Raw genomic sequence first — 17,028 nt, forward strand, 5'->3', positions numbered from 1 at the left:
CACCGGGTGGTCAGGCTGCGACCGGAAGCACCAGCAAATAACCTGTGGGCAGGTCCGAACTCCAGCGCCGGGGCTCACGGACCACGAACTGTGTGGCCAACTGCTCCGGAGTCAGCAGACTGTTGGGCTCCGGAGAGGGACCCCACTGTCCGCTGCCGTGAGGATAGAGCGGATCCAGGACCCGAATCCCCGTTACCTGAAACTCCGGGAACTGCGCAGGATCACCCATGGACTCAAAGCCGCTCATCACCCAAGCATGCCGACCACTCCACATGACCAACCCCACCGGCCGGCCAGTTTCAGCTATAGCGCGCGCCGCCGTCTGCAGCGTGTCCTCGTAGGTTGGGACGCTGACCACCGAGTAAGGGCCCAATCCAACCTCAGTCAACACCTGCGCCCAGCCCCGGGGGTTGGCGCCGTTGAATGAATTCGAGGACCTCGCACGGGCCATCTCCCACAGCTCACTTTGCTGCGCGGAGGAGGCCCAAGAGGCTCCGCCGGTGTCGTCGATGAGATTGTGCGCCATTTGGATGCTCGCAGCAACACACCAGTCGAACGTATATTGCGGGACGAAGTCACCCTCTTGGTAGAGGTTCAGGGCAAAAGCTTGAGGTACCACTGCCGGCGCGGGCGGAGGTGCGGGCTGCGGCGGCACAGGAGCCTGCGTGGCGCTCGGTGACGGGGCCGTTTCAAGGTGGCCCGTTGCCGGCGCAGCAGAAGCGGACGCGATTGGTTGACCGGAACCGGGCTCAGCGAGATCGACCCCAGGAGTGCAGGCCGTGAGGAGAGTCGCCATGACGGCGAGCCACGCCAGAAGGCGGGCAGGAGCACCGGTCATGGTCCAGTTTAGCGCGAGAGGGTGCGCAGCGGCAGGTTCACAAACCCAACAACCGCACCCACACCCGCCGAGCGCACCCCTTAAACGCAAACACCGCACCCACACCCGCCACACGCACCAGAGGTTACGGGCGCGAACGGCGGAAAAGGGCGCGACGGCGAGAGGGTGCGCAGCGGCAGGTTCACAAACCCAACAACCGCACCCACACCCGCCGAGCGCACCAGAGGTTACGGGCGCGAACGGCGGAAAAGGGCGCGACGGCGAGAGGGTGCGCGGCGGCAGGTTCAGAAACTCAATATCTGCACCCGCTACCGCCAAGCGCACCCCTTAAGCCAAGCGCACATCTTAAGCACGGACGCCGCCCCCACTCCCGCCAGAGGTTACAAGTGCAAATGGCGGAAAAGGCGCGGCGGCGTGAAGCGAAGAAGAGCGCTTACTCGTAAACGTGCGGGGCCAAAGTGCCCACGAAGTCCAGGTTGCGGTACTTCTCGGCGTAGTCGAGGCCGTAACCCACCACAAACTCGTTGGGGATGTCGTAGCCGACGTACTTGACGTCGATCTCCACCTTGGCGGCAGTCGGCTTGCGGAAAGCCGTGCAGATCTCGACGCTGGCCGTGCCACGCGACTCAAGGTTGGACTTGAGCCAGGAAAGGGTCAGGCCGGAGTCGATGATGTCTTCAACAATCAGGACATCCTTGCCCATGAGGTCGGTGTCGAGGTCCTTGAGGATACGGACGACGCCGGAGGACTGGGTACCGGAGCCGTAGGACGAGACAGCCATCCAGTCCATGCTGACGTGGCTGTGCAGTGCGCGCGCCAGGTCAGCCATGACCATCACCGCGCCCTTGAGGACGCCGACAACCAGTATGTCGCGGCCTTCGTAGTCCTTGTCGATCTGCGCTGCGAGTTCTGCAATGCGCGTCTGGATCTGTTCCTTGGTGTAAAGAACGTGCTTGAGATCTGCCTGGACGTCGTTTGAATCCACCAATGGCTCCTGTTTTGATGCTCGGGTGCGGCTACTGTTGGGACGGTTTCTGATGCCGGAATACTAGCTTCCCACAGCGCGCGGCTTCGCGGGGACCGGCGTCGGCCGAATCACGCGGGCCACCGGCTGCCGGAGCGCCGGCGGACACCGAACGCTCCTGCTCCAAATCGCTGAGGGACAAACGGTAAACACTGACATGGCCGGGAAGTTCCACGGGTCCGGCTGACCCTTGGCGCCGGAGCAGCGCTTCCGCTGCCTGGAGGCGTCCATAGCCCGGCTGCTGACCCCCGACGTCGGCGGCGGCCTTGGCGATGACACGGAACCTGAGGGCGGCCGGCAGCTCGCGTACGGCGTCCTCGGGAAGCCAGGCGTCATCGCCTTCGCGCCGGACAAGTGAGAGATAGGTCTCCTGGGCCAGGCCTTCGAGGAAATCAGCGTCCTGCTGCAGGATTGCGGCAGTCCTCGCCAATGATTCAGCCACCCCCGGGCCCAGTTTCTCTTCCAGGACCGGCATGACCTCAACACGGGTCCTGGAGCGCGCGAACGCGGGATCGGCGTTACTGGGGTCGTGCCAAGGGGAAAGTTCCTCCACCTCGCAGATTTCCAGGGTCTCCTCGCGACGAAGCCCAAGGAACGGCCGGAGGAGGCGGCCACGGGCGGACCTCATCCCTGCCAGGGACCGGGTCCCGGAACCGCGGGCCAGCCCCAGCAACACCTGCTCGGCTTGGTCGTCCAGGGTATGGCCCAGAAGGATCGCATCACAGGCCAGATCCTCGGCGGCAGAATCCAGCGCAGCGTGACGGGCGTCCCTGGCTGCGGCCTCGGGACCAAAGCCGGTGGGGGCGACTTCCACAGTGCGCACCTCCACGGGAGACAAGCCCAGCTCCCGCAGCACTCCGGCAGTCCGGGAGGCGACTTCTGCAGAACCTGGCTGCAGCTGATGATCCACCACCACTCCGGCAACAGCCACCGGGTGTCCATCAATGTGGCCGCGCCGGCCGAAATAGGCGGCGATGGCTGCCAAAGCCAACGAATCCGGTCCGCCGCTGCAGGCTACGAGCACCCGTTGGGGGTAGCCGGCGGAAGCCAAGGCGTTCTGCAACTGCTTCCGCGCCTTGCCGACGACGGGCGCGAGACGTCCAGGCCGCCGTCGCCCCTTCCCCGCGACTCCGGAACTGGACCCGGCAGGCCCGGCTACGGAACCCGCAGCAGGCCCGTCACTGGAACTTCCGACAGAACCAGGCGAAACGCTCAAAGCCCCATCCGCTCAAGCCACAGCTTGGAGTTGTGGATCTCTTCTTCGGTGGGAAGGTATTCGGCGGACGTCCACACCCGGTTGAAGCCTTCCATGCCTGCCACGGCAACCACTTCACGGACGAACTTGGCGCCATCGGTGTACTGGCGCATCTTGGCATCCAGGCCGAGGAGGTTGCGGATGAACTTCTCCACGACACCGCGGTCCTTGCCGCGCTCGTTGAAGCGCTGGCGGATGGTCCTCACGGACGGGACGATGCTCGAATCCACGGCATCCATGACCACGTTCGCATGGCCTTCGAGGAGGCTCATGACAGCCGTGATGTGGGACAGGGACGCTTTTTCCTCCGGGTCCTGCAGGATGTCGAGGATGGCGCCGCGTCCGGGTGCTTTCTCGGAGGGATTGCGGTCCCGCAGGGACTTGGCAACCGCGCCCGCGCGCTCCACCAGCGAGTCCATGTTGCCCAGGAGGTTGCCGCTGAGCTTTTCGATTTCGTCCAGCATGTGGTGCCGGAGCCACGGCGCGGCGGCGAACTGCACACGGTGTGTTTGCTCGTGCAGGCAGACCCAGAGCCGGAAGTCGTCGGGGTGGACGTTGAGTTCACGTTCCACGGAAATGATGTTCGGGGCAACGAGCAGGAGCCTGCCGCCCGGGGGAACGTTGGAGTCGGGGGCCAAGGCAGCAAAGGGGTCGTACTGACCCAGGACCTTGCTGGAGAGGAAAGCCAGCACGGCCCCGAGCTGGGTGCCGGTGATGGCACCGCTGGCTGCTGCGGCGGCCGGGGTCATGGCCGCACCGTTGCGGCTCTCCAGCATCTTCTTCAGCGCGGGCTGGAGCATCACTGAGAAACTCTGCGTATTGGCTTTGGACCAGGAGGCACGGTCAACCACCAGGACGTGCGAGTCCCGCAGGTCCCGGGCCGCTTCCAGGCCAGTGATGTCGTGGACGTGCGGAACCGAGATATCTGCGTTGAAGCGCAGGTTCTCCACCGCCTTGCCGATCTCCCCGGCGCTAAGCTCCGGACCGGGAGGGGCAAGCCGGGCAGCCGTAGAGGAGGCCAGGTCCCAATTGATCAGGGACGGGGCCCCTGCTGACGAATCGCGGGCAGATGACACCATAGGGACCATCACACCACATGAGACTGACTGTGGGCCCTTAAGTTCGCTCCACGCGGAGCATCAGCCCCGGCAACCGCACGAGGCCAGCACCGACGCCGAACGGTCCATGGCAACCTTGTTGGCAGCGGCACCGGGTTCAAGGTCATTGCCGATGAAGGAAAACACCAGCAGGCGCCCGTCGGCATCCACCACGTAGCCGCTCAACGCGATCACCGTATTAAGTGTCCCCGTCTTGGCCCGCACCAGCCCGGCTCCCACGGCAGTTCCGGCGTCCCCATACCTGTCATCAAGGGTGCCGGTCAGGCCGGCCACCGGGAAGCCATCCAACGCCGCCCGAAGGGATAGATCCGGTCCACTGGTGATGGCACGGACTACTTCGGCAAATTGCCGGGCACTGACCTGGTTCTCCAGGGCAAGGCCGGAAACATCGGCCAACTGCATCGAATCCGTGGCGATTCCCAGCTCCCCCAGCTTTTGCCGCACGGCGGCAGTGGCGCCGTCGTACGTCCCCTTCTGACCGGACGCCAAAGCGGTCATCCGCCCCAGCGCCTCGGCGAGGAAGTTGTCCGAGGACTCGAGCATGAGGTCAACCTGCTCGCTGACGGTGGCGGACCGGGCAGCAGCGAGCTCCCTTGCGGGGAGGCCTTTACCGCGTTCGACGCCGGGACTCACCGCCACGCCTGCGGCCGCCAACTGCTCGGCAAACGCCTGGGCGGCCGTGGCGGCGGAATCCTGGGGGCGCGGACCAGTCAGAACGTCCGGGGCGTAGCGGCCGGAGTTCAAAGCCAAGGAAAACAAGGGTGCTGTCTCCCCGGCGGCGACGTCATCCAGGCTCCAGGCAGGGTTGAGGGGTGCGCCGGGGAACAGTGAATCGTCCACTTTCACCGAGACCGGCCCCTTGATGCCTGCCTCAGTCAACGCAGTGGCAGTATCCACAGCCAGCGAACCGAGACCGGCCTGCCCAAGGACGGAGGACGGATCCGATGCGGCTGCACCCAGCAGGACGTCCCCTCCCCCGGCCAGCACCACGGTGGAAGGATCTTCGGAAGCGAGCACGCGTGTAGTGAAACGCGACTCCGGGCCAAGTGCCTTCAGCGCAGCAACAGCGGTCAGCAACTTCATGTTGGACGCAGGGATCCTGTTGGCGTTGGCATCGCGGTCAAAAAGGACCTGGCCCGTGGAGGCGTCCAGGACCACGCCGCTGATGGTGCCCCCGCCGGCGGGTTTCAGCGTGGCATCAAGTTGCCGGGCAACTTCGGCCGGCACTGGAACGGGAGCGCCGGTATTCAGGGGAAGCACGCCGCTCGTGTCGCTCAGGTGGTCCGGCACTTGCTGCCAGGAAGGAACGGAAGGGGACGGCTTGGGCGCTGTGAACAGTCCGGGCACCAGGCCTGCCACCACCAGCGCGGCGGCGCACAACAGGACTCCGGCCAACAGCACCGGCCATTTCAAGCGCCCCCACGCCGCGGATACCCAGCGGGCACCCCCGTTTTTATCGCCCATCATGGAACTTGCTTGGTCCTGTCAGTCCTGAAATGTCCCCGCCGTTTCAAGAAACCCGGGCCTCTCGCTATATCCTCAATAGTAGTCGGCGGCACCGGCTGCCCTTTTTGCCTGCCGCCAGCCCCGGGCTGAGCAGCCTGCCTGAGGCACCGTCACCCGTGACGGCCGCTTCGGCGGAGCGACGCCCCACCCACACCCGTCAAGGAGCATTCCATGAAGCACGACGTGACCATCGAGATCCCCAAGGGATCGCGCGTCAAGTACGAAGTTGACCACGAAACCGGCCGTGTCCGCCTGGACCGCGTCCTGTTCACCTCCATGCAGTACCCCACGCACTACGGTTTCTTCGAGAACACCCTGGGCGAAGACGGCGACCCGCTGGACGCACTGGTGCTCCTGCAGGACTTCGACCTCCACCCGGGCGTCATTGTTGAGTCCCGCCCCATCGGCGTCTTCAACATGACCGACGACGGCGGCGGAGACGCCAAGGTCCTCTGCGTCCCCGTTGACGCACGTTTCGACCACATCCAGGAAGTCAGCGACGTCAGCGAATACCTGATCAAGGAAATCGAGCACTTCTTCACGCGCTACAAGGACCTGGAGCCCGGCAAGTGGGTCAAGGCTGAGGGCTGGGGCGACCGCGCCGCTGCCGAGGCCGAGCTGGAAGCTTCCATCAAGCGCTACGTTCCGGCAGCACACTAGTCATCACCGATTGACGCCCGACGGCGGCCGGCGCGGTTCCCTGCGAACCGCACCGGCCGCCGTCGTACTTTTTAAGGCAACGCGGAGGTCGCGTTGCCGATGGGCATGTCTCCCCATCGCGGCGACGGCCTCCTCCGCCTAGGCTGGGACGAGACTTTTCGACGGCTTACACAGATGGCTTACACAGGGGGTTCACATGGCTGGGTTCTACGGCGCGGACATCACGCAGCTTCGCAGTCTGGCAGGCGTGATGGGCAAAGCTGCCGACGCCATCAGCCTGCAAAGCACGCAGTTGTCCAACGCCATCAATTCCACCACCGCGTGGCAGGGCAAAGACGCAACGGTGTTCAAGGGCGATTGGAACTCCCAGCACCGGCAGAGCCTGGTCAAGGCCGCCAACATGCTGCGCGAGAATGCCAGCCAGCTGAAGAAGCACGCCAACCAGCAGGAGTTCGCCAGCCACAATGATGGTTCGGGCTCCTCGGTGGGTGTCCTCAAGGACGTCTATGACACCGCGATGGGCGTCAAAGGCCTGGCCGCCCCGCTGTGGACTGCCTACAAATACCTCAAGCTCGGCAACGCCGAATGGGTGAAGACCCGCGAAGTCCTGACCAACTGGCGGGCCGGCGGGACGGTTGTCCGCGATGCCATGACCGCGCTGCGCAATGGGGAAAAGGTCACTGACGTCCTCACGGACTTCAAGGCCAACATCCCCTTCAGCCAGGCGTTCCAGGATGCCAGCAAATTCTCCAAGGGCCTCCGTGTGGCCGGAGCGCTGGCGGCACCGTTGAACATTGTGGGCGGCATCAGCGACATGATCAACCCGCAGCACGATGGCTGGCGCGGCACCGGTGACCGTGTGGCCGGCGGCCTTTCCGTGGTGGGTGGCGTTGGCAGCATCATGCTCATGACGGCCGGTGGCGCAGCTCTGCTCGGACCGATCGGTGCCCCCATTGTGATCGGCGCGGGCATCGTTGCCGGTGCCTGGGCCCTGGGCAACCTCGTAGCCGACAACTGGGACTCCATCAGCAACTTCGCACGCAATCCCGGCAGCTACATCGCCGATGGTGCCAAGGAAGTGGCGGGCTTCGCCAAGGACGTAGGCAGTAAGGTGGCAGACGGGGTCAGTGACGCCGCCAAGTCAGTCGGAAACTTTGTCGGAGGGATATTCGGATGACCACCAGCACCATGAAATGGACCCAGCGGGACGTTGAGGCAGCAGCCAAGGTCCTGGCCTCGGCCAGCGCCGTGGGCTCGGCCCTGCCCACGCTGACCGATGAAGAAGTTGTGGCCCTGGACGGCGTCCAGCACGAACAGCTGGTTGCCCTGCCATGGCTTTCGGCCCAGGATGCCAGCAAGGAACTGATGTGCGCCATCGCCTTGCGCGGCCTGCTGGCCAAGGAACTTGTGTATCCCGTGGTGTTCGAGGGCGAGACCGAGCCGTCCCGCCTGCACGCAACAGAGGAAATCACCGGTGCCCTCACCCTGCGCCGCAGCGGCAGCAGCGTGGTCTCGGTGGAACGGACAGTATCCACCGGCAAGCGCTGGCTCTACGGCTACCTTCATGACGAAGGCGTCCTGCTGGAGGAAGTGGACGAAAGCGGCCTGCACGGCTTCACCGTTGTCACCCGCGACCAGCTGGTCCCACGCCTGGCCGAATTCGTGGACCCCCAGCAGGCAGCTGCCCGCGACACCGAGGCCGCCCTCTACACCGAAGCCCAGTTCGAGGCACACGCCGCCACGGCTTTGGCGGACACCCAGGCAGCGAGCAACGTGGTGGCCTTCAATTCCGACACCAACGAGTTCCCCACCGTGACCGTATACACCGGCCCGTCCGGGGTCCACGTACTGACTCCGCGCGTGGAGGGTACGTCCGACAACGGTGCGGAACAGGCAGAATCCGTGGCGTTCGAGCTCCAGGAAACTTCTGCGGCAACGTTGGCCCGCGTCCTGGGCGGGCTGGCCGGACTGGCCTGACCTTCCGTACCCAAGCCGCAGACCGCCGTCGAGCTGAAAGTCCCTCATGAGCACTTCGAAGTCCACCACCCTCACCGGCCTGCTTGACCCTGTCAACGGCCGCCCTGTCCGCCGCCACCCTGACACCGGCGCGTACTTCGTCAAAGCGTCCGGGGTCGCCCACTTCTGGGGCCGGGTACTGGACGCCATGGTGTTCCTTGTTGGGTACGTGGTCCTGGCCGTAATCCTTGCAGTGGTCCGGGAATCCATGATGAACAGCGGCTCTGCGCTCGGGTACAACGACGGTTTGTGGCTGAGCCTCTACGTTGTCCTGTGGTTCGTGGGGCTGTTCGTGTACGGCATGATCTGGGGATCCGTGGGCAGCGTGGGAGACGCCGCCGCAGGGATGCGCTCAGTGCGGATCAAGAACGGCACGACGGCGGGCGCCTGGTTGGGCGGATGGCGCGCCATCTGCTGGTCCTTCTTCCCGTTCTTCGTGGTCATGCTCATTGCCTCCGCCATCAGCGGCGGCGGAGATGACACGTGGGACCCGAAGTTTGCCGCCATCGATCGCCGCTCCGGCATTGCCCAGGGCCAGGCGCCGGTTCCGGACCCCAAAGCGGCGGCAGCCGATCAGGCCGCTGCGGCCGAACGCCGGGATTTCCCCAACCTCTACGGCCAGCGCCCGGATGCACGGCCGTAACTGGCTGGTTCGCCGTGTTGAACGGGAGCTCTCCCCTGAACTGGGCCGGCTCCGGTATGTAGCGTCGTCGCGCCGCATCTACTGGAAGGTCCTCATCCCCTGCCTGGTGGTGGGGTTCGTTTTCGGGACCATCGCGGAGTTCGTCAGCCCGATCCGTTCCACCCGGGAAGCCGGGCACTTCAATGATCCCGCTTTCTTTGTGCTGACCAGCATGCTGACCGGCTTGGTGCTCTGGTCCATGACGTTCCTGGGCAGTTTCCGGAAGCTGTTGGTTTTCGACGGCGGTGTGGTCGCTAAGTATTCGCAGAAGCACACGCTCTTGGTCATCCCCTGGGACGAAATTGTGCCCGGGACCATCAAAGCGGTGACCACGGCTGACGGCACCGATCCCGACCATCGACTGGTGGCCCGACGCAAGATTTCCCTGGGCGCCGGCGGCCACAACGCCGTGGTTTTCCAAGCCCGCGGGACGTTCTGGATCTTCGCATCAAACCAGGATCCTGCCCCTTTGGTCCTTGCCATCCACGGAGCCTTGAATGATGCCGGAACACCCGGCGCCGCACGGGCAGCGGCAGGTGCGCTGCCCGCCGTCGTACTGACCGGGCGAATGGCGCTCGACTGACCGGTTCTGCTCAATAATGGGTAAATTTGGCCCTTGCAGACCGTCTACCAGCCGGTAGCATGTGATCCACTATGTTCACTCTCACCATCAACCAACGCGACAGCCGCCGCGACGGCGACCTTGTGCCGCAGCTGCTCAAGGACCTGCGGCACATCCCTGCGCGGCTCGACTTTGACCGCTCGGTTGAAGATGAGGTGCAGGGCATCGTCGAATCGGGCCACCAAGCCGTGGAGACTGCACTGATCGCCCTCCGCTCCAGCCAGTGGTACGTGGGTATCGGAGTGGGACCCATCAACGAGCCACTGCCAAACCTGGTGAAGGACGCGTCCGGGCATGGACTTGTCTACGCCCGCCGGGCCGTGGACCGGCTGCGCAACGGCAAAGAGCGGATTCCGGTTGCGGTGGACGGCCCGCTGGGTGCGTTGGCCTCGGAGGCCGAGGCCGTGCTGCGGCTCCTGGGGCACATCGTCCAACATCGCAGTGCCGCGGAATGGCGGGTCCTTGACCTGCTTACACCGGGCGTCCGCGGCCAGCAAAAAGCAGTGGCCCAGGAACTGGGCATCACCACGCAGGCGGTCAGCAAAGCCCTGGCCCGTGCACAGTGGTCCGAGGAACACGCTGCCCGTCCGGCCGCCGCCCGGCTCCTGCAACTGATCCTCGACGTACGCTGACTGTCACGTACCACACCCATCCAGCCTGACCAGGAGACCCATGCCCTACACCGTTGACTTCAAGAATGTCTCCACAACCGGCCTGGAGTCGTCGCCGGTGGCCGAGGCTGCCGCGGGACTGCGCGCCAACGAAGCCCGCTACTTCCACAACAAGTACCAACACGTTTTTACCGTGAGCCCGGCGGAAGAGGTTCCGGCCATAGTGGATCGGGTGAGCCGGATCCTTCGGGAAGAACGCGACATTGTTATCGAGTCCCGCCCCCTGGAAGCCACCGCCTTCCAGGTGGAAGACCTCCACATGGCGTACGTGTTTTATGAATCAGGGCTGTCCATCAACGTGATGTACAGCCTGGAAGACGGGAAGAGGGCGGTGGGCTTCAAGCTGGCCGACGGGATGGAGGTCCCGGCCGAGTTGGAAGCGAAGTTCAAGTTCGCACGGCAAAAATCCAAGCTCGCCGGAACTATCCGCGGCTCCTACTTCGTCATCAAGGGCGAGTATCCGCCCACCCCCGCCTAAACGCAGCCGTCACGCAACTGAGTCGCAGTTAATGCCTTTCTGAGGGTTCAAAAGGGCATCTGCTGCGACTCAGTTGGGTGAGGCGGGAACCTTACTGGTTACTGACGTTGTCCTTGGCCGTCTGCGCACGGTCCTGGACATCGGCTGCGGCTGCCTGGCCTTCGTCCTTGACGTTGGCCGCGGCTTCCGTGGCGGTGTCCTTCACGTTCTGCATGGCGTCCTGGGCTGGTTCACGAAGGTGCTCGGCAACTTCCTGGGCGGCGTGGCTCAGTTCCTCGGTCAAGGGTTGGGCTGCTTCCTTCAACGCCTGGGCAGCCTCGCGCTCCTTGTCCGACGGTGGAATCAGGGCTGAGACCAGCAAGCCCGCACCGAAGGCGATGAGTCCGGCCGCAATCGGGCTGCCTTGGGCCTTGCGCGTGATGGCCTGCGGTGCGTCGCTGATGTCCGAAACCACTCCGGAAACAGCGTCTCCTGCATGGTGCGCCGTTTCACTGGCACGGTACTGGACGTCGTCACGGGCTCCGAAGACGGCCGTCTTGATCTTGTCCACCCTGCGGTTGACGATGTGGGACGGCGTAACTTTGTCCGCTACAGCGTCAACGTTGGTGCTGAGCCGCCTGCGGGTTTCTTCGATATCGGCGCGCAGGGCGTCGGGGTTCTGCGTCATCGTGTCTCCTCAGTGTTCGGTTTCAGAGCGGGGGGTATTTCCTTGACGGTCTCGGCTGTCCGCGGCATGCCCTTGATGGCGTTCAGCTCCTTGCGGCCCATCTTGGCGAGGATCGCCGCGATGATTCCCCAGATCACCGCGACAATCACCGCGGACCAGCCCAGGCCAACCAGTTGCCCCAAAGCCCACCAGAGGGCGATGGAGAGGAACAGTACGGTGATGTGGCCGGCCCAAGCGGCTCCGGCCAGCATTCCGGCACCCTTGCCGGCCTTGGTGGCGGACTCTTTGAGTTCCACCTTGGCCAGCTCCACTTCCTGGCGCATCAACGTGGAAACATCGCGCGTCAGGTCGCTCAACAGCTCGCCGAGAGGAAGGTTTTCCGCTTTCTCGTGCGCTGTTGTGGAAGGCAGGTCGGCAGGACTACTCATCGGGGACCTCCGTACTGTGGGTCATCCGGATCAAGGGGGCTCTCCGGGTCGATCGGTCCGGCCAAGGGGTCACCCTGTGCCTTGACCCCGCCGGCGTCAGTTTCCGGGTAGGGAAGCGTCGATCCGTCATAGCCACCAGTGGTTCCAGCGTCGTAGCCAGTGGCTGCGCCACCGGTTGCTACTCCCGTGGTAGTTGCCGAGCCGTAACCGGCAGTGGTGGTGGTAGGACCGGGAAGGTCCACGGCCGGAGGAGTTACAGCTCCACCCTGGGTTGGGTAGTAAACGGCGCGTGGAGTTTCAGTGGTGGTCCCACTGGAAGTGTTGCCCTCCGGTGAATTGTCTGCCATGCCTCGGCCCAGCCGGCCTGCAAGGACACCGGCACCGGCGGCAAGAAGCAGGAAAGCTCCTGGCTTGCGGCGCGCGAACCCCTTGACTTCATCCAGCAGGGAACCGGGATCCCGGCCTTCCAACCACTGGGCGATCGAGGAAGAACGCTGGGCTGCCTGCTGGACCAGGTCCGTGGCAACGCCGCCGTTCTGGCTTGAATTGGCCATGGTGGACAGTTCATCGGAGATGGAGCGCAGGCCCTCGGCAACACGCTGCTGCTGGACCTGGGCCTGGTCAGTCAGTTCACCCTTGGTCTGCGTGAGCAGTTGGCGTGCATTTACCTTGACTTCGTGGGCTACATGGCCGGCCTCGGATTTGGCGGTATCCATTACTCCACCGGCGGCATCCTGCACGGCACCGGCAACTCCCGCGGCTTCCTCCTTGGCGGTGTCCACCTTTCCGGAATTGCCTGAAGTACCGGTTGTGCCAGTGGTGCCTGAAGTACCCGAAGTGCCGGAGTAGCCCGACCCTGCCGGGGTTCCGCTGATTCCCGTGGTTCCCGCAGTTTCTGTTTCAACGTCCGGCGAGTCGAGGTAGCTTCCGGAAAATGGTTCGGTGCCTGCATGGGCACCGGTGGTTGGCGCCGCGAAGCTTCCGTCCTGCGGCGATTGGCTCTCAGTCATTGTCGCTCTCTTTCCACAGTTGGCAGGCTGCGGACAGCAGCCGGGATAGTAAGTATCGTTACTATCAATGGGTGTGTACCCGCTTGCCGGGGATCTAATCACCCAATCGAACTAATTGATGTCCCTGCTCACGTTCGGCACTTTCCGCTCGACAGCCGGGACCAGACCTGCGAATGTGGGGTTGATGAGCCAATTGCCCACGAGGCGACGGCTGATTCCCGCGCTTCGAAAAACCGTCACCCGCCACCGACTCCTGTTTGCCGCCAAAACGGCCATTGCTGCAGGCCTCGCGTGGTACCTCGCACCCTTTATGCCCGGTCCTGCCGCCGCCTATCCGTACTATGCGCCGCTTGGCGCCCTGGTGAGCATGCACCCCACCGTGGCCGACTCGGCCAAGCATGGGCTCCAGAGCCTGGCGGGGTTGGTGTTGGGCATCGGCATGGCCTTCGCCATCACCACAGTTGCTGCCCCCACCGCCCTGGCCGTTGCCGTGGTGGTAGGACTCGGCGTGCTCATCGGCGGCCTCCCCCGCCTGGGTACTGCTTCTGAATGGATCCCCATGGCAGCACTGTTCGTGCTGGTGCTGGGCGACTCCAACGCCGAAGGCTTTTCCTTCGCCTACGTCCTCCAGATGGCATTGGGCGTCACGGTGGGATTTGCGGTGAACTGGCTGATATTTCCACCCCTGCACCTGGACGACATCGATCCCGCCATCGCCGGACACCAAAGCGCCTTGTCCCGCCAACTTAGGGATATGGCACGGGCCATGGAAGAGTCATGGCCGCCCAACCACGAGGCCTGGGCCAGCCGCAGCGACGAACTCTCGCTCACGGCAGCGGGCGTCCGGACTGCGGTGCATCAAGCGGAACTGAGCGCTAAAGCGAACCCCAGGTCCCGCCGTCGTGCGACCCGCCTGCCCAGCGACCTTGCCGGCCTGAGAACCCTTGAACGGCTCACCTTCCACGTCCAGGACATCACCGATGTCCTTGCCAGCGCCATTTGGGAAGAAGGCGCCGGAACGGTCATCCCGGATGCGGTGGTGACTCCGCTCGCAGAAGCCCTGGAATCGGTGGCGTCCGTTGTGGATCACTGGCGGGACGCCGAGAACGGCGAGCTGGCCAACCGGCTGGCGCGGGCCAAGGACAGCATCACTGCCCTGGGCGATGCCGTAGCCGGGGCGGCTGCCGACCAAGCCCCGGTGAACGCTCCGGCGTCGGTGGCCATGAGCCTGCGCCGCATCCTGACCGTGGTGCTGTCCTCCGAATAGGAAGCTACCGCGGCTTTAAGGGAGGAGAAGCTTCCCGCCCCTTCCCCGCACCGATTCCCTCCAGCATCTCCGCCAGGGACTCCAACGAAGAATGCTTGGGCGACCACCCCAAAACCGCGTGCGCCCGTGCCGTGTCCATGATGGGTGCGTTGGCCGCCATATCCACCCATCCGGCGTCGGTCACCTGCAGCCGCAGCCTCCAACTGACGTCGACGACGGCGCGGAGCACCTTGAGGGGGAACGGCATCAGCCTCCGGGCGTTGAGAATCCACGCCAAGGCGTTGGGGTCGATGACCGGTTCGGCGGCGATGTTGAAGGCACCTTCGGCCTTGCGTTCCACCACCCGCCAGTAGGCATCGGCGACGTCTGCGGTGTGGGCGGCTTGGAACACCATCTCCTTGGGGATGGCCAGGAACGGCAACCAGGGCTTACGCGGCACCAGCCGGGGCAGGACGCGTCCCAGGAAGTAGCGGCCAACCTCGCTCCCGCCCCCGGCGCTGAACATCAGCGCCGGGCGAAGCCGCGAGACCACGATGTCCGGGTTTTCCTGGGCAAAACGGTCCAGGAGCCTTTCCTGTGCCGCCTTGTCCACGCTGTAGTGCGAGCTGCGGACGCCGTCCGTCGGCCACTCTTCAGTGGTCCGCTGGTCTTTGGGAGCGGGCGAATACGCTCCCACGGACGAGGCACACACAATGTGGCCCACCCCGGATGCGCGCGCCGCGGCCAGCACGTGGGATGTCCCGGCCACATTGGTCCGGCGAAGCGCTTCCCGGTTGTGGTTGGGCTGAATCAGCCAGGCGAGGTGGACCACGGCATCGGCTCCCGCTAAAGCTGCCTCCAAAGCCGGCTGGTCCGCTGGGGAGCTGATGTCCACAGTGTGCCACTCCACACCGTGATAGGGCTCCGCGTCCGGATCCGGTTGCCGGCGGGCGATGCCCACCAACTCGAGGTCAGCGCCCTCTTCGGAACGCGCCCTCTGGAGCCGCTTCAGCAGTTCCGTGCCGCCATGTCCTGTTGCACCGGTGATCACAATACGCATGGTTGATGCCTCAGCCCTGCGGAGTTTCGCCCGTGGAACGGATGCGTTCCAAGACCGCCGTGGTGGAATGCTCCGGTACATAATCCAGGATCGTCACTATGCCGCCGTTGCGCTCCACCGCTTGGGTTTCCTGCAGCATCTCCGGTGTGTAATCCCCGCCCTTGGCATAGACGTCGGGCCGCAGGAGATCTATGAGCGGTATGGGAGTGGGGGTGTCGAACACGGTGACGTGGTCCACGCAGCTCAGTGCAGCGATGACTGCCGCACGGTCGGCCTCGTGATTGACCGGCCGGTCCGGGCCCTTGAGCTTTCGAACCGAGGAATCGCTGTTCAGCGCCACCACCAGGACATCACCCAATTGCTTGGCTTGGTTGAGGTAGCGGGTGTGGCCGCGGTGAAGGACATCGAAGCACCCGTTGGTCAGCACAATCCGCCGGCCCTCCCGGCGATGCTCCTCCACCTGAAGGGCCAGCTCGGCGTCCGTCAGCGCAGTATCGGCAAAACCACGGAGGTGTTTGGCCAGTTCGTCAGTGGTGCACACCGAGGTACCCGGCCGGTGCACCACAACATCGGCCGCGGCCTGGGCCAGATCCACACTGGTGGTGAGCGGCAATCCGGCTGCACGGGCAATGGTCAGGGCCGCCACGAACGTGTCCCCGGCCCCGGACGCCTGCTTCTCTGCCTGCGGCCGGGCCCACGTCCGGTGGGTTGCCGGTTTCTGGGCCTCACCTTGGGGGCGGATGGTCAGGGTCCCTTCCCGGTCCAAAGTCACGACGACGGCGGCCGCACCTGAGGTGCGAAGAAACTGCTCCGCGTGTGCTTCCACAAAGGGGCACCTGGCAGCGCCGCCGGGGAATTCTGTCCCGAGCAACCGTGCCGCTTCCTGCGCGTTCGGGGTTGCGAGGTCCGGATTGAGCTGGGCCCAACGTCCCGGATAGTGGGCGTCCACCACTACCAGCGTGTCTTGGCGGGCAATGGCAGGACCGTTCCCCTCGGATGCGTCTCCCTGTGGACCGAGGTGTTCATAAATTGCCTCCCGCACAGCGCCTTCCAGGGTGCCCGAGCCGTAGTCGCAGAGGACCACGGCTGACGAACCGCGGACTGCTTGGGGGATGGCGGCGGCCACCTGCCGGAGGCCATCCGCGGGGACCTCGTCTGCGGCATCGTCCAGGCGCAGCATCACCTGGCCGCCGCTGCTCACCCGGAATTTGGTGGTGGTGGTCATGCCGGCATGGGAGACCACGTGCGATACGTCCACGCCGGCGGCAGTGAGCTGTTCAAGGAGGGTTTGGCCGCCCTGGTCTTCGCCCACGAGGGATACGAAACGAACGTCCGCCCCCATTGCTGCGAGGTTCATGGCCGTATTGGCGGCACCTCCCGGGGCAAAATCGCGGCGCTGGACCTGGACTACGGGGGCCGGGGCCTCGCGACAGAACCGCTCGATGGTTCCATCCCACCAGCCGTCCAGGATGGAATCGCCGATGACGGTGATCACGGGATGCGGCTCGGCCAGGCGGCCAGGCAACCAGTCGGCCAAGCCTTCCTGGCGGGACAGGCTCGCTTGGGTGCTCAGGCCCTCTTGGTTTGCCCGGCCTTCCTGATTGGCCGGGCCCTCTTGATTGGATAGGCGTGCCATGGGGTACCTTCCGGTTGGGCTTACAGTTTCCTGTTCCCCTCAGGTACCCCGCGGCACGGGCTTCACACGCCGGCTCCGGGAGTTTCCCACGGAACCACTGCGGCTCCGGAA

18 protein-coding genes are annotated in these 17,028 nt (G+C 64.8%); 8 read left to right on the top strand and 10 right to left on the bottom strand.

What is annotated here, in order from left to right; genetic code table 11:
* Nucleotides 1-10: 10 nt before the first annotated feature.
* The 5 genes from AC6JA3_RS21045 to dacB form a co-directional block, all read right to left on the bottom strand.
* Nucleotides 11-838, bottom strand: a complete 828-nt coding sequence (locus AC6JA3_RS21045; RefSeq protein ID WP_026540855.1) for a hypothetical protein — start codon at nt 836-838, stop codon at nt 11-13.
* Nucleotides 839-1,271: 433 nt separating this feature from the next.
* On the bottom strand, nt 1,272-1,823 hold the full coding sequence (hpt, locus tag AC6JA3_RS21050) for a hypoxanthine phosphoribosyltransferase (protein WP_026540856.1): 552 nt from the start codon (nt 1,821-1,823) through the stop codon (nt 1,272-1,274).
* A gap of 31 nt (nt 1,824-1,854) precedes the next feature.
* The gene (gene tilS / locus AC6JA3_RS21055; RefSeq protein WP_347782220.1) at nt 1,855-2,925 is read right to left on the bottom strand and encodes a tRNA lysidine(34) synthetase TilS; all 1,071 of its coding nucleotides are present in this window, start codon (nt 2,923-2,925) and stop codon (nt 1,855-1,857) included.
* A gap of 149 nt (nt 2,926-3,074) precedes the next feature.
* Nucleotides 3,075-4,196 (bottom strand): zinc-dependent metalloprotease, encoded by a 1,122-nt coding sequence (locus AC6JA3_RS21060; RefSeq protein ID WP_026540858.1) that lies wholly within the window; start codon nt 4,194-4,196, stop codon nt 3,075-3,077.
* Between the two features lie 60 nt (nt 4,197-4,256).
* Nucleotides 4,257-5,699 (bottom strand): D-alanyl-D-alanine carboxypeptidase/D-alanyl-D-alanine endopeptidase, encoded by a 1,443-nt coding sequence (dacB, locus tag AC6JA3_RS21065; RefSeq protein ID WP_347783611.1) that lies wholly within the window; start codon nt 5,697-5,699, stop codon nt 4,257-4,259.
* A 213-nt stretch (nt 5,700-5,912) separates the two neighbouring features.
* On the opposite strand from dacB, the gene AC6JA3_RS21070 reads away from it, so the two are divergent.
* The 7 genes from AC6JA3_RS21070 to AC6JA3_RS21100 all read left to right on the top strand — a co-directional run bounded on the left by AC6JA3_RS21070 (nt 5,913) and on the right by AC6JA3_RS21100 (nt 10,870).
* On the top strand, nt 5,913-6,401 hold the full coding sequence (locus tag AC6JA3_RS21070; protein ID WP_026540860.1) for an inorganic diphosphatase: 489 nt from the start codon (nt 5,913-5,915) through the stop codon (nt 6,399-6,401).
* Nucleotides 6,402-6,597: 196 nt separating this feature from the next.
* Complete coding sequence (locus AC6JA3_RS21075; RefSeq protein ID WP_091550400.1) at nt 6,598-7,578, top strand: hypothetical protein; 981 nt, start codon at nt 6,598-6,600, stop codon at nt 7,576-7,578.
* Nucleotides 7,575-8,378 carry a hypothetical protein gene (locus AC6JA3_RS21080; RefSeq protein ID WP_347782221.1) on the top strand — a complete coding sequence of 268 codons (804 nt, stop codon included), beginning with the start codon at nt 7,575-7,577 and terminating at the stop codon, nt 8,376-8,378. Before AC6JA3_RS21075 ends, AC6JA3_RS21080 begins: the two co-directional genes overlap by 4 nt.
* Before the next feature lie 46 nt (nt 8,379-8,424).
* Nucleotides 8,425-9,060 (top strand): hypothetical protein, encoded by a 636-nt coding sequence (locus AC6JA3_RS21085; RefSeq protein ID WP_347782222.1) that lies wholly within the window; start codon nt 8,425-8,427, stop codon nt 9,058-9,060.
* Nucleotides 9,047-9,682, top strand: coding sequence for a hypothetical protein (locus tag AC6JA3_RS21090; protein WP_347782223.1), 636 nt, complete (start codon nt 9,047-9,049; stop codon nt 9,680-9,682). The genes AC6JA3_RS21085 and AC6JA3_RS21090 overlap by 14 nt, the downstream gene beginning before the upstream one ends.
* Before the next feature lie 71 nt (nt 9,683-9,753).
* Nucleotides 9,754-10,353 (top strand): hypothetical protein, encoded by a 600-nt coding sequence (locus AC6JA3_RS21095; RefSeq protein ID WP_026540881.1) that lies wholly within the window; start codon nt 9,754-9,756, stop codon nt 10,351-10,353.
* 40 nt (nt 10,354-10,393) lie between these two features.
* The gene (locus tag AC6JA3_RS21100; protein WP_347782224.1) at nt 10,394-10,870 is read left to right on the top strand and encodes a DUF8821 family protein; all 477 of its coding nucleotides are present in this window, start codon (nt 10,394-10,396) and stop codon (nt 10,868-10,870) included.
* A 91-nt stretch (nt 10,871-10,961) separates the two neighbouring features.
* On the opposite strand, the gene AC6JA3_RS21105 is transcribed toward AC6JA3_RS21100, so the two are convergent.
* From AC6JA3_RS21105 to AC6JA3_RS21115, 3 genes are read right to left on the bottom strand one after another with little or no spacing between them, the layout of a single operon-like run.
* Nucleotides 10,962-11,537, bottom strand: a complete 576-nt coding sequence (locus AC6JA3_RS21105; RefSeq protein ID WP_026540883.1) for a DUF3618 domain-containing protein — start codon at nt 11,535-11,537, stop codon at nt 10,962-10,964.
* Nucleotides 11,534-11,965: a phage holin family protein gene (locus AC6JA3_RS21110; RefSeq protein ID WP_347782225.1), complete on the bottom strand. Its 432-nt coding sequence runs from the start codon at nt 11,963-11,965 to the stop codon at nt 11,534-11,536. Before AC6JA3_RS21110 ends, AC6JA3_RS21105 begins: the two co-directional genes overlap by 4 nt.
* Nucleotides 11,962-12,975 carry a hypothetical protein gene (locus tag AC6JA3_RS21115; protein WP_223944335.1) on the bottom strand — a complete coding sequence of 338 codons (1,014 nt, stop codon included), beginning with the start codon at nt 12,973-12,975 and terminating at the stop codon, nt 11,962-11,964. Before AC6JA3_RS21115 ends, AC6JA3_RS21110 begins: the two co-directional genes overlap by 4 nt.
* Nucleotides 12,976-13,159: 184 nt before the next feature.
* Here AC6JA3_RS21115 and AC6JA3_RS21120 point away from each other — a divergent pair, with 184 nt between their 5' ends.
* Nucleotides 13,160-14,242 carry an FUSC family protein gene (locus AC6JA3_RS21120; RefSeq protein WP_347782227.1) on the top strand — a complete coding sequence of 361 codons (1,083 nt, stop codon included), beginning with the start codon at nt 13,160-13,162 and terminating at the stop codon, nt 14,240-14,242.
* A gap of 4 nt (nt 14,243-14,246) precedes the next feature.
* On the opposite strand, the gene AC6JA3_RS21125 is transcribed toward AC6JA3_RS21120, so the two are convergent.
* Together AC6JA3_RS21125 and rfaE2 are read right to left on the bottom strand one after the other, a co-directional pair.
* Nucleotides 14,247-15,281, bottom strand: coding sequence for an NAD-dependent epimerase/dehydratase family protein (locus AC6JA3_RS21125; protein ID WP_347782228.1), 1,035 nt, complete (start codon nt 15,279-15,281; stop codon nt 14,247-14,249).
* 10 nt (nt 15,282-15,291) lie between these two features.
* Entirely contained in the window at nt 15,292-16,917 is a 1,626-nt protein-coding gene (rfaE2, locus tag AC6JA3_RS21130; RefSeq protein ID WP_347782229.1) for a D-glycero-beta-D-manno-heptose 1-phosphate adenylyltransferase, read from the bottom strand.
* Nucleotides 16,918-17,028 lie beyond the last annotated feature (111 nt).

It is taken from the genome of Arthrobacter sp. TmtSoilC79, from assembly GCF_059739405.1.

Coding starts and splice junctions, on each gene's coding strand:
- AC6JA3_RS21085 (WP_347782222.1), top strand. CDS start 8,425: ATGAGCACTTCGAAGTCCACCACCCTCACCGGCCTGCTTGACCCTGTC.
- AC6JA3_RS21110 (WP_347782225.1), bottom strand. CDS start 11,965: ATGAGTAGTCCTGCCGACCTGCCTTCCACAACAGCGCACGAGAAAGCG.
- AC6JA3_RS21120 (WP_347782227.1), top strand. CDS start 13,160: ATGAGCCAATTGCCCACGAGGCGACGGCTGATTCCCGCGCTTCGAAAA.
- AC6JA3_RS21115 (WP_223944335.1), bottom strand. CDS start 12,975: ATGACTGAGAGCCAATCGCCGCAGGACGGAAGCTTCGCGGCGCCAACC.
- AC6JA3_RS21075 (WP_091550400.1), top strand. CDS start 6,598: ATGGCTGGGTTCTACGGCGCGGACATCACGCAGCTTCGCAGTCTGGCA.
- AC6JA3_RS21100 (WP_347782224.1), top strand. CDS start 10,394: ATGCCCTACACCGTTGACTTCAAGAATGTCTCCACAACCGGCCTGGAG.
- rfaE2 (WP_347782229.1), bottom strand. CDS start 16,917: ATGGCACGCCTATCCAATCAAGAGGGCCCGGCCAATCAGGAAGGCCGG.
- AC6JA3_RS21105 (WP_026540883.1), bottom strand. CDS start 11,537: ATGACGCAGAACCCCGACGCCCTGCGCGCCGATATCGAAGAAACCCGC.
- AC6JA3_RS21060 (WP_026540858.1), bottom strand. CDS start 4,196: ATGGTGTCATCTGCCCGCGATTCGTCAGCAGGGGCCCCGTCCCTGATC.
- AC6JA3_RS21045 (WP_026540855.1), bottom strand. CDS start 838: ATGACCGGTGCTCCTGCCCGCCTTCTGGCGTGGCTCGCCGTCATGGCG.
- AC6JA3_RS21080 (WP_347782221.1), top strand. CDS start 7,575: ATGACCACCAGCACCATGAAATGGACCCAGCGGGACGTTGAGGCAGCA.
- dacB (WP_347783611.1), bottom strand. CDS start 5,699: ATGGGCGATAAAAACGGGGGTGCCCGCTGGGTATCCGCGGCGTGGGGG.
- AC6JA3_RS21090 (WP_347782223.1), top strand. CDS start 9,047: ATGCACGGCCGTAACTGGCTGGTTCGCCGTGTTGAACGGGAGCTCTCC.
- AC6JA3_RS21125 (WP_347782228.1), bottom strand. CDS start 15,281: ATGCGTATTGTGATCACCGGTGCAACAGGACATGGCGGCACGGAACTG.
- AC6JA3_RS21070 (WP_026540860.1), top strand. CDS start 5,913: ATGAAGCACGACGTGACCATCGAGATCCCCAAGGGATCGCGCGTCAAG.
- AC6JA3_RS21095 (WP_026540881.1), top strand. CDS start 9,754: ATGTTCACTCTCACCATCAACCAACGCGACAGCCGCCGCGACGGCGAC.